The sequence below is a fragment of the Cypionkella sinensis genome (genome assembly GCF_042646385.1).
GTDB classification, from domain to species: Bacteria; Pseudomonadota; Alphaproteobacteria; order Rhodobacterales; family Rhodobacteraceae; genus Cypionkella; species Cypionkella sinensis.
The window spans coordinates 920,851-934,225 of record NZ_JBHRTO010000001.1 but is presented as its reverse complement, the minus strand read 5'-3'; the positions used below and the strand labels follow the sequence as shown (position 1 = coordinate 934,225).

The following is a 13,375-nucleotide window of genomic DNA, read 5'->3' as shown; positions in this document are numbered from 1 at the left end:
TGAACCTAGCGGAAAAGCCCGGCGGGGAAAACTGCTATCTGGCCTTCCCGGCGCCCCTTCGCTAGCCTGCCGCAACGCTGCCCAACTCCGGAGCCCCCGTGTCACATCCCGTCGCCATCCAGTTCCAAAGCCTCACCCTTGAAAATCTGTCGCAACAAACCGGCCGCATCGCCCTGTTGTTTGATGCCGACCGCCCCACGTCGCCTGCAGCCCGGCGGCTGAACGCGCTGACCAAGGGCGCTTTGGCCCGCGCGATGGCGTCCGAGGCTGCCCGCAAACTCAAACCCGGTGACGGGCTGGAACTGGCCTTCCCGGCAGGCCTTGCCGCCGATGCTTTGCAGCTGATCCGCCTGCCGCGCCGCGCGACCGTCACCGAGGCCCGCCGCGCAGGCGCCAGCGTCGCCCGCAGCCTGACCCCGGCAGGAGCCTTGCTGATCGCCGAGGCGCATCCGCAGGCGGCTGAACTGTCGTTCGGCCTTGCCCTGCGCGCCTATGATTTCAGCCCCCACAAATCCACCCAACCTGCCGCCCCCGGCCCGGTGGTGATCGCCGTCGCCGAACCCGAAGTCGTCGCCGCCAAAGCCGCGCCGATGGCCGCCGTGGCCGAAGGCGTGTTCTTCACCCGCGATCTGGTGAATGAGCCCGCCAATATCCTAACCACCGACGATTTCGCCGCCCGCCTTGCCGCGATGCAGGAACTGGGGTTAGAGGTGGAAATCCTCGAAGAAGACCAACTCGCCAAACTCGGCATGAACGCGCTGCTCGGTGTCGGGCAAGGCTCGGAAAGCCCCTCCAAGGTGGTGGTGATGCAGTGGAACGGTGGGCCGAAGGATCAACCGCCCTTCGCCCTCGTCGGCAAGGGCGTGGTGTTTGACACCGGCGGCATCTCGATCAAGCCTGCGGCGGGCATGGAAGACATGACGATGGATATGGGCGGTGCTGGCACGGTTGCAGGGGTCATGCGAACGCTGGCGTTGCGGGGGGCCAAGGCCAATGTCGTGGGTCTTGTGGGCCTTGTCGAGAACATGCCCGATGGTCGCGCCCAGCGCCCCGGCGATGTGGTGCGCTCGATGAAGGGTGTGACGATCGAGGTGATCAACACCGATGCCGAAGGCCGCCTCGTGCTGGCCGATGTGCTTTGGTATGCGCAGGAACGCTTCAAGCCTTCGGGCATGATCAATCTGGCCACCCTGACGGGGGCGATTATCGTGGCATTGGGGCACGAGAATACTGGCGTGTTTTCAAACGACGATGCGTTGTGCAATGCATTCCTGAAAGCCGCCGGGGCGGAGGGCGAGGGCGCTTGGCGGATGCCGATGGGTCAAGGCTATGACGACAAGCTGAAATCCCGCGTGGCTGACATCGTCAATTCCTGCGGCCGTGATGGCGGCTCGATTACCGCCGCGCAATTCCTGCGCCGCTTCGTCAAGGATGAAACGCCGTGGTGCCATCTGGATATCGCAGGCACCGCATTGCTGAAAACCGACAGCCCACTTGCCCCCAAAGGGGCGACCGGCTGGGGCGTTATGGCGCTGAACCGGCTGATCAAGGATCGGTATGAGACGAAATGAGTCGCGCTGACCCATCGCCACGCCAAAGGCCCGCCCAGCGATGAGCGTGGCGATGTTCTACCACCTGACCCGCTCGACACCTGCCGAAACCATGGCACTGTTGCTGCCGCGTGCCATGGCCGCAGGATGGAACGTCATGCTGCGCGGCACGGATGAGGCTGCATTGGCGGCGCTGGACATGGCACTCTGGACGCAATCCGACGACGGCTTTCTGCCGCACGGCTTGGCTGGCGGCCCGCATGATGCCGATCAACCGATCCTGCTGGGGCAGGGCGCGATTGCCAATGCTGCGCAGGGCCTGATGCTGATCGACGGCGCTGAAACCACGCCAGAAGAAGCCGCCCCGCTGGAACGTGTCTGGGTGCTGTTCGACGGTGCGGATGAGGTCGCCCTCAACAGTGCCCGCAAGCTGTGGACCACCCTGACCAGCGCAGGCCTTGCTGCGCAATACTGGTCAGAGGAAAGCGGGCGGTGGGAGAAAAAGACCGAGAAGGCGGCAAGGGCCTAAGGGCTTGCGCGGCGTGGGGCTGTGCTATTGGCCCGACCCGAGCGCCCCGCCGCCCCGGACTTGATCCGGGGCCTCTGGTTGGGATTGTCGGAGGCCCCGTATCAAGTCCGGGACGGCGCATTGATGATGGCATGCCTCACGCATCACCGTGTCAGGATCATCCGATCCCCAGTGATCTGAATCGAAAACCGCCCCAGATAATCCATCCCCAAAAGCGAGCCCTGCATCGCGGCTTCATTCACAAAAGCCGTGACCCCGCGATCTTCAAACGGCCCGAGAACCACGCTGTCCAATGAAATCCGGGCAGTCCGAACCACCCCATTGGCCGTCTCGGCCTGACCTAGATAATCAAGCCCGCCCAAATCAATCCCGGCCGCCTTGGCATCATCCGGTGACAGCACGATTCCGGTCGCGCCGGTATCGGCCATGAACTCTATCTCGTGCCCGTCTACCGTCAGGCGCAGATAATAGTGCCCGTCCGAAGCGCGGGGAACCTCGATCCGGTCTGTGCCCACAACCTGATCGGCGCGAATATCGCGGCGCAGATCGTGCCAAAGCCCATAGCCCGCCATGACGCCGACAAAGATCAACCCCCAAGCCACAGCAACCCGCAAGGCTTGCCCTAGGCGCTGGCGATACTCCACCATGATCCAGCCGCCCACCGCCGCCAGCAGCAGCGCAAGATAGGCCAGCCGTCCGAAATCTTCGCCATTCATCCGATCAACCCGGTGCCTTTCACGCCATCAATCACAAACTGCACCGACAGCGCTGCCAGCAGCATCCCCAAAAGCCGGGTGATCACGATGGTTCCGGTGCGGCCCAACAGACGTTCAAGGTAGGGCGCGGCGAGCAGGAACAGATAGGTCGCCACGATCATCACTGCGAGCAAGCCCAGCACTGCCACCGTGCCCAGCCAGCCATCGCCGGATTTGCCGACCAGCAGGATCATCGTGGCAATCGCGCCGGGTCCGGCGATCAACGGGGTGGCAAGCGGGAACACCGATGGGTCGTGATCCGGGTCGGCCTGCTGGCCCTCGCGTCGCTGGGTGCGGCGTTCGAACAGCATATCCAACGCGGTCAAGAACAGCAAAATGCCACCCGCAATGCGGAAGGCGGGCATGGAAATGCCGATGAAACCCAGCAAAGCCTCTCCCAGCAGACCAAACAGCGTCAGCAGGACAAAGGCGATGACGCAGGCCCGCCGCGCCATGCGGCGGCGATGGTCGGGGCTCATGCCTTGGGTGAGGGCGATGAACAGCGGCACGATCCCCGGCGGGTCGATCACCACGAACAGGGTGGCAAAGGCGGTGATCAGAAAAGCGGTGTCCATGCTTCAGGTTAGGGGCAGGAACCAAACAAGGGCAAGCCATTTCGCGGGCTTGTGCGCTAAACAATCCGTGGGCCGAGGCTGGTGGTGTCGACGCTTGGAACGCTCCAGAATTCGGTGGCAAAAGCAGGCAGGTGTCGCAAGACTCGCTCTAGATCGGCGCGATGGACGGATTGCCGCAGCGCCAACGCAGTACCAGCGACGCAGCCGTCGGGGGCCAAGTTGTGGTGAGGCCGCAGGCTTTTTGCTTCTGTAGTCCAGTCGACGCGGGTGCCCGCGGGCAGGGGCTGGGCATCAAGCCGCCAGTCAGCGACGAACAATGCTCGCAGAACAGCGGGCAGTATCTGGGCAAAATCAATCGCCTGTTGCGGTGTAAGCCGGTTGCGAAAGGCGCGCAGCACGCCTTCCACCGCCGTGAAAGTGCTGTGATCGGTGGGCGTTCCAATCGCTGCCTTCGCATCCTCTAGAAAGGCTTGCCATTCCCGCGTTGCTTGACGGTAGGTCCATGGCATCGGCATTTTTTCAGCCCTTGGTGGCTTCCAGTTTTTCTTGCGCGGACAGCCAGAGGGCTTCGGCGCGGTCCAGCGCCTCCATCACTTCGGCGTATTTCTTGTTCCAGGTTTCCAGTTCGCCCTTGCGGGCGTCTTCGTAGAGCGCGGGATCGGCGAGTTTCTTGGCCAGACGGTCGCGCATCTCGTTCAGTTTGTCGAGACGCTCTTCGGATTTGCGGACCTCGGCGCGCAGGGCCTTGATCTCGTCCTGGCTGACCTTCTTGACCTTTTCGACCACTTTCACAGGTTTGGCTTCTTCGTCGCCCGCCAGAAGCTGACGGCGATATGCCTCGAGATCTTCGGTGTAGGGCTGCACCGCGCCGCCCTTGACCAGCCACAGCCTGTCCGCGACCAGCCCCAGCAGGTGCATGTCGTGGCTGACCAGCACCACGGCGCCGGAGTATTCTGTCAGCGCCTCGACCAAAGCCTCGCGGCTTTCCATGTCGAGGTGGTTGGTCGGTTCATCGAGGATCAAAAGGTGCGGCGCGTCGATGGTGGCGAGCAGCAGCGAAAGGCGGGCTTTCTGGCCACCGGACAGACGACCGACGGCGGTTTCGGCCTGGTCGGCCATCAGGCCAAAGCCTGCCAAACGTGCGCGCAGGCGGGGTTGGCCCTCGGCCGGGCGCAGGCGCATGACGTGTTGCAGCGGTGTTTCGTCGATGTGGAGTTCATCGACCTGATGCTGTGCGAAATAGCCGATACGCAGTTTTGACGATTGCACCATGCGGCCTTCCGAGGCCACCAGCTTGCCCGCAAGCAGTTTCGACAGCGTCGATTTACCCTCACCATTGCGGCCAAGCAGAGCGATGCGGTCGTCTTGATCAATGCGCAGCGACAGCTTTTTCAGGATCGGCGGGCCGCCATAGCCGACGGCAGCGCCTTCGATATTGATGATGGGGGGCGAAAGTTCTTCCGGCACCGGAAAGGTGAACACCACCTTTTTGGCATCCTCGGGGGCGGTGATCGTCTCCATCTTTTCCAGCATTTTCACGCGGGACTGGGCTTGGGCGGCTTTTGAGGCCTTGGCCTTGAAGCGATCGACGAAGGCTTGCAGGTGGGCGCGCTTGGCGTCTTGTTTGCGGGCCTCGGCCTGCAAGACGGCGCGGCGTTCGGCCATCTGGCGGGCGAATTGATCGTAGGGGCCGGACCAATAGGTCAGCTTTTTGTTGTCCAGATGCAGAATCCCCGTGACCGAGCGGTTCAGAAGGCCGCGGTCGTGGCTGATGATCAGCACGGTATGGGGGTATTTTTGCAGGTAGCTTTCCAGCCAGAGCGCGCCTTCGAGGTCGAGGTAGTTGGTCGGCTCGTCCAGCAGCAGATAATCGGGCTGCGAGAACAGAACACCGGCCAAAGCCACCCGCATCCGCCAGCCGCCCGAGAAATCGGAACAGGGGCGCAGTTGGGCTTCGGCATCAAAGCCAAGGCCCTTGAGGATGCTTGAGGCGCGACCCTCGGCAGACCATGCATCAATATCGTTCAGGCGGTGCTGAATTTCGGCGATGCGGTGCGGGTCGGTGGCGGATTCTGATTCCGTCAGCAGGGCGGCGCGTTCGGTATCGGCGGCAAGCACGGTGTCGAGAAGGCTGGTCGAGGACGAGGGCACCTCTTGCGCCACCCCGCCGATGCGGGCGCGCGAGGGCATGGAGATGTCGCCGCTTTCCAGCGCCAGTTCCTTTTTGATCAGCCGGAACAGCGTGGTTTTGCCCGCGCCATTGCGACCGACAAGGCCAACCTTGTGGCCGGTGGGAATCGTGGCAGAAGCGCCCTCAAACAGCGGGCGGCCTTCGACGGAATAGGTGATGTCTTCGATTTTCAGCATGGGCGGGGATTGCCCGATGCGGGGGGCGGCGTCAACCGGGGAAGGGCTGTGGCGGTGCTTTTGGCGCGCTGTTGACGGCTTTTCAAGCGGACTTGCCCGTGATAGCAGGCGGCTCATGAATTTCGGGGCGATTTTGCCCCCAGTAATGGAGAGCCACATGGCCGTCGAACGCACCCTGTCGATCATCAAACCCGATGCAACCAAGCGCAACCTGACCGGCAAGATCGTTGCCAAATTCGAAGACGCTGGCCTGCGCGTTGTTGCATCCAAGCGCATTCATTTGTCGCCCGCACAAGCTGGCGCGTTCTATGCCGAGCATAAAGAGCGCGGCTTCTACGGCGAGCTGTGCGAGTTCATGGCGTCGGAGCCGGTTGTGGTGCAGGTGCTGGAAGGCGAATCCGCCATCGCGAAAAACCGCGAAGTGATGGGTGCGACCAACCCGGCAAACGCTGACGCGGGCACCATCCGCAAAGAGTTCGCGCTGTCGGTTGGCGAAAACTCGGTCCACGGTTCGGATAGCGAAGCTTCGGCTGCGCGCGAGATCTCGTTCTTCTTCTCGGGCCTTGAACTGGTCGGCTGATCTGGCGATCTGAAAATCGACGGCTTGCGTCTGTGATGGATGCAGGCCGTTTTTTTATGCCTGCGGGATGGGACGTTGCCGCCATGAAATCCCTTCCCATCTGGGAATGACATGTGTTTTCGGGGTGGATTTTGGGTGATTTCTACCAGATGTGGTGGTTTGTTCGATTTTGGCAGGTTTGCGGTGGGATCAGGCGCGGGGTTTTTCGATCACGCCGAAAAACTGTAGGGCGGCTTCCAATTCGGACCTTAACTGCGCCTTGGAGCCGATGCGCTCGGCCTTGATCGCGTCAAAGCGGGCGCGCAGGGCTTTCTTTTCGTCGCCCTTGCAATCATTCCAAGGGCGACCTTGCAGCGCCATGTGCAGCACGTAATAGCCGATGAAATGCGCTTGGGTTCCGGCATCGAGCAGGCGGCGATAGCCTTCATCTGCGCCGATGGCGCGCAGCTCTTCGGCGGTGTGGATGCCTGCCTTGGCAAATGCGGCCTCTGAGGCGGGGCCAAGGTTGGGGATCGAGGAAATCGGGTTCGACATTCGGGCGACCTACACATGACAAAGGCCAGCCTAGCGGCTGGCCTTTGGGTCTGAAACCGAATTCTTCAGATTGACGCCCAATCGCGGAACACGGTGCCGCTTTGTTGCTGCGTGGTTCCGGTTTGCTGGCCCTGCTGCTGCGGGGCCGGGGCTTGCGCGCCGCCTTGTTGGGCGGGCTTGGGGGTAGACATGGGACTGCTCCGGTCGTTGGTGGCGTTCTGCCATTTTGATAATCTGCTCCGCCCCTGTGGCCGCGTTACGGCCCAATCTGGGAAGGATTGCGGCGGATTATACCGCAACACCGACGCCCGCAACAGGATTTGCCTGCGCGTGCAGGCATTTGCTGTCACGTTGTTGCGATAATGCGCGCAGGAAAGCCGATCTCGGTCAGGGCGGCCAGAAGGGATTCGGCCAGAAGGGATTCGGCGGCGGTGCTGCCCGCGACGGTGACTTCGCGCGTGGTCAGATCGACATTGACCTCACGGACGGATGGCAGGGCCGAGAGGGCTTCGGTGACAGAGGCTTTGCAATGGCCGCAGCTCATGTCGGGGACGGATAGTTTGACGTGGGGGAGGTTCGTCATGGGGTTCTCCTTTTCTGCGGCCTAAGATGGGGGTTGCAGCAGGGGGAAGGTCAAGGCCCAGATTTAATTTTTCGGTGGGGTTGACCTTCCCGTGACTGGAAGCCCCATATCGGCTGTCGAAGGAGAATTCCGATGGACAGAGTTGCGCGCAAGATTGACCTGAGTGTCGAGGGCATGACCTGTGCGGCCTGCACTGGGCGGGTCGAGCGGGTGCTGAAGGCGCAGGTCGGCGTGCTGGACGCGGTGGCGAACCTTGCGACACGGCGGGCCGAGGTGACGGTGTCGCAGGCGGTGGACCCGGCCTTGTTGGCGGCGGCTGTGACAAAGGCGGGGTTTGCGGCGATGCCGCTGGCGCAGGCGGTGGCGCATGATCCGGTGGCAGAGCAGCGGGCGCTGTGGCGTTTGACGCTGTGGGCGGCGGTTCTGACGCTGCCGGTGTTTGTGGTCGAGATGGGGGGGCATGTCATCCCCGGCTTTCACATGGCGTTGCACGGCTTTATCGCGCCGCCAGCGTTGTGGCTGGCCGAGTTTGTGCTGGTGACGCTGGTGTTGTTCGGGCCGGGGTGGCGGTTTTTTCGCAAGGGTTTGCCCGCATTGCTGCGCGGTGGGCCGGATATGAACAGTTTGGTTGCGCTTGGCAGTGGGGCGGCCTGGGCCTATTCCAGCGTGGTGACGTTTGCGCCTGCGCTGATCCCGGCGGCCTCGCGGGCGGTGTATTTTGAGGCCGCGGCGGTGATCGTAACGCTGATCCTGCTGGGCCGCAGTCTTGAGGCGCGGGCGAGGGGGCAGGCGGGGGCTGCGATTGCGCGGCTGGTCAAGCTGGCCCCGAAAACCGCGCGCAAGCTGGTGGCGGGCGTGGTGCAAGAGGTGGCGGTGGAAACTCTGCTGCCCGGCGATCAGGTGCAGATCCGGCCCGGCGAGCGGATTCCGGCGGATGGTTTGGTGGTGTCGGGGCAGTCCAGCGTTGATGAGTCGATGCTGACGGGCGAGCCGCTGGCGCAGGAAAAGCAGGCAGGCGCGCGGCTGACGGCGGGGACGGTGAACGCCACGGGGGCGATGGTGATGCAGATCACCGAGGTGGGCCGCGCCACGGTGCTGGCCCAAATCATCGCGATGGTTGAGGCAGCGCAGGGTGGCAAGTTGCCAGTTCAGGCGCTGGTGGACCGGATCACGCTATGGTTCGTGCCTGTGGTGATGGCGGTGGCGGCGCTGACGGTGCTGGTCTGGCTGGTGGTCGGGCCGGGGGGGGCCGAGGCTTTGGTGGCGGGCGTGTCGGTGCTGATCATCGCTTGCCCCTGCGCGATGGGGCTGGCGGTGCCGGTGTCTATACTGGTTGGGACCGGGCGGGCGGCGGAACTGGGCGTGTTGTTTCGCAAGGGCGAGGCGTTGCAGCGGCTTGAGACGGTGCAGATCGTCGCTTTCGATAAGACCGGCACGCTGACGATGGGGCGGCCGGTGGTGCAAAGCGTGGTGGGCGCGGACGAAACGCTGGCGATTGCGGCGGCGGTAGAAGCTGTGTCCGAGCATCCATTGGCGGCCGCAGTGGTGGCCGAGGCGGCGCGGGCGGGCGTGACTGTGGCTGCGGTGGACGGGTTTCAGGCCGTGCCGGGGCAGGGCGCGCGGGCGATTCTGGGCGGAGTGGCCGTCAGCGTCGGGTCGGCGCGGATGTTTGCGGCGATTGATCCGCAACTGGCGGCGCAGGCGGTAGAGGCGCAGGCGGTTGGGCACGGCGTGTTGTTTGTGGGGCGCGAGGGCGCGGCGATTGGGCTGATCACCGTCGCCGATCCGATCAAACCCAGCGCGGCGGCTGCGGTGGCGGCACTTCAGGCCGCTGGCCTACGGGTTGCGATGGTGTCTGGCGATGCCGAAGCCACGGCGCAGGCGGTGGCACGGCAGTTGGGCATCGCTGACGTTCATGCCGGGGTGTTGCCCAAAGGCAAGGCAGCGGTGATTGCGGGGCTTGGCGCGGGGGTGGCTTTTGTTGGTGACGGCATCAACGACGCGCCCGCACTCGCAGCGGCAGAGGTTGGCATTGCCATGGGCACTGGCACCGATGTGGCAATCGAGGCGGGCGATGTGGTGCTGATGACGGGCGATCCGGTGGGCGTGGTGCGCGCGTTGCAGATTTCGCGCGCAACCATGCGCAATATCCGGCAAAATCTGACTTGGGCCTTTGGCTATAATGCGGCGCTGGTGCCGGTGGCTGCGGGGGTTCTGGTGCCGTTTGGTGGCCCGCAGCTTTCCCCCATGCTGGCCGCGGGGGCGATGGCGCTGTCGTCGGTTTTCGTTCTGTTCAACGCGCTGCGTTTGCGGCGCTTCAAAGGGGTGCCGCGATGAATATCGCCGAAGTCGCCAAAGCGGCGGGTTTGCCTGCCAAAACCATCCGCTATTATGAAGACATCGGCCTGATCAAGCCCGCGCGCAGCGAGAATGGCTATCGCGCTTTCGGGCCGAACGATCTGCACAAGCTGGCATTTGTGGCGCGGGCGCGGTCTTTGGGATTCTCTATTCAGGAATGTCGGGCGCTACTGGCGCTTTATGAAGATCGCGACCGGGCAAGCGCGGATGTCAAGGCGCTGGCCGCGGCGCATCTGGACCAGATCAGGGCGAAGATCACCGAGTTGCGCGCCATGGAAAGCACCTTGGCCGATCTTGTGCAGGCCTGCCACGGCGATCAGCGCCCGGATTGCCCGATTTTGCACGGCCTGTCGCAGCGCAGCTCAGTCAATGCGCAATAGGCGTTCCAGATCGGTGTTGCCGCCGACAAGGTCTTGCAGGCTGACCGCATCCAAGGCGGTATAAAAGCCATCCAGCGCGCTGGTGAGCAGGCACTTCAACCGACAGGCCCCCGAAAGCGGGCAAGAGCCGGTATGTTCAGCGCAATCGGTGAAGGGCAGCACGGATTCGAAAATCCGAAACACCCGGCCCACCGTGATCTCGGAGGCTGCAAAGCCCAGCATCAGCCCGCCCGCGCGCCCGCGCCGGGTTGTCAGCAGCTTTTGTCGTGCGAGCAGATGAATGACTTGTGCCAAATGGTTCTCGGATGCACCACAAGCTACCGCAATTTCGTGTTTTCGCACGATGCGGTCCTTGTTGACGGCGCAGAACATCAGCGTGCGCATCGCCAGATTGGTGCGTGTGGTCAGACGCATGGGCTTTCCTAACTGGGCAAGATTTTCTTAAGTTTGGCGCAGTTTCAGGCGGCCCGCCTTGATTCAGATCAGATACAACAATGCGCCCGGCACGGTTGTGCTGCAACGGTCGCGATGCCTCATCGGCAAATGCCGCGAATGTCAAAGCGCTTTGATCGCAATTTTGCCGCTAATAGAACGAAAAACATGGTGAAATATGAAACTGTTTGCGGTAACAAGAAAGCGGTTTGAAGGGGTCGCGCCGGAACCGAGTTTGTGGTGAAAAAAGGTCGTGCCGGATGTGTGCGGGCTTGCTTGACCCGGCTGGGAAGTGGAATAGGCTCGTGACGAAACGAAATGTAACGATGTGGAATGTGCTTTGAAGGATATGGACCTGACCCCCGCCTTGTTGAAAACCGACGTGCTGCGGCACCTGACCTTCACGATTGGCAAGGATCCGGCAAATGCCAGCGGTTATGATTGGCGCATGGCGCTTTCCTTCGCCATTCGGGATCGGATCATGGAGCCGTGGTTCGCCTCGACCCGTCGTACTTGGGCCGAGGATCGCAAGCGGGTTTATTACCTGTCGATGGAGTTTCTGATCGGGCGGCTTCTGGAGGATGCCACTGTCAACCTTGGCCTGCGCGATGTGGCGCAAGAGGTGATGGCGGATTTCGGTCAGGACCTGCACGCGCTGGTGGAGGGCGAGCCGGATGCCGCGCTTGGCAACGGTGGTCTGGGGCGGTTGGCCGCGTGTTTCATGGAAAGCATGGCGACGGTGGGCTGCCCGGCCTACGGCTATGGCATCCGCTATGAGCATGGTCTGTTCCGGCAAAGTTTTGAGCGTGGCCAACAGGTTGAGATGCCCGAGGATTGGCTGTCGCAGACCAACCCGTGGGAATTCGCGCGGCCTGAAAGTGCCTATACCATCCCGTTCAAGGGCCATATGGAAAGCCGTGACGGCCGCGACATCTGGGTGCCGGGCGAAACCGTGCTGGCCTCGGCCTATGACACGCCGGTGATCGGCTGGCAGGGCAAATGGGCCAATACTCTGCGACTGTGGTCGGCAAAACCGACGCAATTGTTCGATCTGGAGCGGTTCAACCGCGGTGATTATGCCGCTGCGGCAGAGCCAGAGGCGCTGGCGCGCACGCTGTCGCGGGTGCTCTATCCCGATGACACCACTTACCAGGGCAAGGAATTGCGCCTGAAGCAGGAGTTCTTCCTGACCTCGGCGGCGTTGCAAGACATTCTGCGCCGTTTCAAGGCCAGCCATTCCGATCTGCGCAGTCTGCCGAAGCATGTCGCCATTCAGATGAACGACACCCACCCGGCGATTGCCGGGCCAGAACTGATCCGCCTGCTGGTCGACGAAAACGGCATGGGCTTTGAGGATGCGCTGGAAACGGCGCGCGATTGCCTTGGCTATACCAACCACACCCTGCTGCCCGAAGCGCTGGAGCGGTGGGCGACCTATACCTTTGGCAACACGCTGCCGCGCCATATGCAGATTGTTGAACGCATCGACAGCTGGCACCGCCGCACCTTCAATCCGCCCCACTACATCGGCATCGTCAAGCATCAGGAAGTGCGGATGGGTGAACTTGCGTTCATCATGGCGCATAAGGTGAATGGTGTGTCGGCGCTGCATTCGGATCTGGTGAAGAAAAACCTGTTCCCCGAGTTGAACTCCTTGCATCCGGGCCGGATCATCAATGAAACCAATGGCGTGACGCCGCGCCGCTGGCTGAAAATGTCGAACCGTCCGCTGTCAGGGCTGATCACCAGTGCGATTGGCGATGGCTGGGAGGACGATCTGGATCGTCTGAAAGGGCTGGAGGCGTTTGTCGATGACAGCGGCTTCCGCACCAAGTTTGACGCTGCCAAGCGTGCCAACAAGGTGGCGCTGGAAGGCTGGATCGAGCAAGAATGTGGTGTCACGGTCTCGCCCGATGCGCTGTTCGATGTGCAGGTCAAGCGTATCCACGAATACAAACGGCAGCTTTTGAACATCCTGCAAACGGTCGCGCATTATCAGCGCATCAAGGCCAATCCAAACGGCCCATGGGTGCCGCGGGTGAAGATCTTTGGCGGCAAATCGGCGCCGGGCTATGCGGTGGCCAAGGAAATCATCCATCTTATCAATGATGTGGCGACGGTTATTAATGCTGACGCTCAGGTCGGCGATCTGCTGAAAGTGGTCTATCCGCCGAATTACAACGTCAGCATGGCAGAGCGTCTGGTGCCGGCGGCTGACCTGTCAGAGCAGATTTCCACGGCGGGGAAAGAGGCATCCGGCACCGGCAACATGAAGTTCATGATGAACGGCGCGCCGACGATTGGCACGCTGGACGGCGCGAATGTGGAAATTCTGGCCGAGGTGGGCGCTGAGAACTTCTTCCTTTTCGGCATGACCACGGATGAGGCCATGAAGCGGCGCGAAGACCCCGAGCAATCGCGCAAGGCGATTGACGCCAGCGTGGCGCTGCAAGGTGTGCTGCAGGCGATTGCCGAGGGTCAGTTCAGCCCGGATCAGAAAGACCGCTATCATGGTCTGGTGCACCGGGTCTGGCACCACGACTACTTCTTGGTCGCGGCGGATTTCGACTCGTTCGATCAGGCGCAAAACCGCGTGGATAGCGCCTATGCGGATCGGGATGCCTGGATTAAAATGGCCGCATTGAACACGGCGCGATCTGGCTTCTTCAGTTCGGATCGCACCATCCGCAGCTATATGAAAGACGTCTGGACGATTCAATCTGCGCTTTAAT

Annotated in this window: 14 protein-coding genes; 6 read left to right on the top strand and 8 right to left on the bottom strand. The window is 62.3% G+C overall.

The genetic code is table 11. The features are described 5' to 3' along the window. The first annotated feature begins 98 nt into the window (after nt 1-98). Together ACFOGH_RS04650 and ACFOGH_RS04645 are read left to right on the top strand one after the other, a co-directional pair. Complete coding sequence (locus tag ACFOGH_RS04650; protein WP_380071900.1) at nt 99-1,571, top strand: leucyl aminopeptidase; 1,473 nt, start codon at nt 99-101, stop codon at nt 1,569-1,571. Nucleotides 1,572-1,611: 40 nt separating this feature from the next. After that, nucleotides 1,612-2,079: a DNA polymerase III subunit chi gene (locus tag ACFOGH_RS04645; protein ID WP_380071899.1), complete on the top strand. Its 468-nt coding sequence runs from the start codon at nt 1,612-1,614 to the stop codon at nt 2,077-2,079. A 143-nt stretch (nt 2,080-2,222) separates the two neighbouring features. Here the strand turns inward: ACFOGH_RS04645 and ACFOGH_RS04640 are convergent, their stop codons facing one another. The 4 genes from ACFOGH_RS04640 to ACFOGH_RS04625 are packed head-to-tail and all read right to left on the bottom strand — an operon-like array spanning nt 2,223 to nt 5,776. Continuing rightward, nucleotides 2,223-2,795, bottom strand: coding sequence for a retropepsin-like aspartic protease family protein (locus ACFOGH_RS04640; RefSeq protein WP_380071898.1), 573 nt, complete (start codon nt 2,793-2,795; stop codon nt 2,223-2,225). After that, nucleotides 2,792-3,409 carry a MarC family protein gene (locus ACFOGH_RS04635; RefSeq protein WP_380071897.1) on the bottom strand — a complete coding sequence of 206 codons (618 nt, stop codon included), beginning with the start codon at nt 3,407-3,409 and terminating at the stop codon, nt 2,792-2,794. Before ACFOGH_RS04635 ends, ACFOGH_RS04640 begins: the two co-directional genes overlap by 4 nt. Before the next feature lie 56 nt (nt 3,410-3,465). Beyond that, nucleotides 3,466-3,918: a DUF2267 domain-containing protein gene (locus ACFOGH_RS04630; RefSeq protein WP_380071896.1), complete on the bottom strand. Its 453-nt coding sequence runs from the start codon at nt 3,916-3,918 to the stop codon at nt 3,466-3,468. Nucleotides 3,919-3,928: 10 nt separating this feature from the next. Next, nucleotides 3,929-5,776 carry an ABC-F family ATP-binding cassette domain-containing protein gene (locus ACFOGH_RS04625; RefSeq protein WP_380071895.1) on the bottom strand — a complete coding sequence of 616 codons (1,848 nt, stop codon included), beginning with the start codon at nt 5,774-5,776 and terminating at the stop codon, nt 3,929-3,931. A gap of 157 nt (nt 5,777-5,933) precedes the next feature. Here ACFOGH_RS04625 and ndk point away from each other — a divergent pair, with 157 nt between their 5' ends. Next, a complete protein-coding gene (ndk, locus tag ACFOGH_RS04620) occupies nt 5,934-6,356 on the top strand; it encodes a nucleoside-diphosphate kinase (RefSeq protein ID WP_380071894.1) in 423 nt (140 codons plus the stop codon). Between the two features lie 189 nt (nt 6,357-6,545). Here the strand turns inward: ndk and ACFOGH_RS04615 are convergent, their stop codons facing one another. The 3 genes from ACFOGH_RS04615 to ACFOGH_RS04605 form a co-directional block, all read right to left on the bottom strand. Next, complete coding sequence (locus ACFOGH_RS04615; protein ID WP_380071893.1) at nt 6,546-6,890, bottom strand: TfoX/Sxy family protein; 345 nt, start codon at nt 6,888-6,890, stop codon at nt 6,546-6,548. 65 nt (nt 6,891-6,955) lie between these two features. After that, entirely contained in the window at nt 6,956-7,081 is a 126-nt protein-coding gene (locus ACFOGH_RS04610) for a hypothetical protein (RefSeq protein WP_380071892.1), read from the bottom strand. A 155-nt stretch (nt 7,082-7,236) separates the two neighbouring features. Continuing rightward, nucleotides 7,237-7,473 (bottom strand): heavy-metal-associated domain-containing protein, encoded by a 237-nt coding sequence (locus tag ACFOGH_RS04605; protein ID WP_380071891.1) that lies wholly within the window; start codon nt 7,471-7,473, stop codon nt 7,237-7,239. A 132-nt stretch (nt 7,474-7,605) separates the two neighbouring features. On the opposite strand from ACFOGH_RS04605, the gene ACFOGH_RS04600 reads away from it, so the two are divergent. Beyond that, nucleotides 7,606-9,810 (top strand): heavy metal translocating P-type ATPase, encoded by a 2,205-nt coding sequence (locus ACFOGH_RS04600; protein ID WP_380071890.1) that lies wholly within the window; start codon nt 7,606-7,608, stop codon nt 9,808-9,810. Beyond that, a complete protein-coding gene (cueR, locus tag ACFOGH_RS04595) occupies nt 9,807-10,211 on the top strand; it encodes a Cu(I)-responsive transcriptional regulator (protein WP_380071889.1) in 405 nt (134 codons plus the stop codon). The genes ACFOGH_RS04600 and cueR overlap by 4 nt, the downstream gene beginning before the upstream one ends. Here cueR and ACFOGH_RS04590 read toward each other — a convergent pair. Then, on the bottom strand, nt 10,194-10,625 hold the full coding sequence (locus ACFOGH_RS04590) for an RrF2 family transcriptional regulator (protein WP_380071888.1): 432 nt from the start codon (nt 10,623-10,625) through the stop codon (nt 10,194-10,196). The two genes, cueR and ACFOGH_RS04590, sit on opposite strands and share 18 nt — an antisense overlap. A 367-nt stretch (nt 10,626-10,992) precedes the next feature. On the opposite strand from ACFOGH_RS04590, the gene ACFOGH_RS04585 reads away from it, so the two are divergent. After that, entirely contained in the window at nt 10,993-13,374 is a 2,382-nt protein-coding gene (locus ACFOGH_RS04585; RefSeq protein ID WP_380071887.1) for a glycogen/starch/alpha-glucan phosphorylase, read from the top strand. The last annotated feature ends 1 nt before the right edge of the window (nt 13,375 follow it).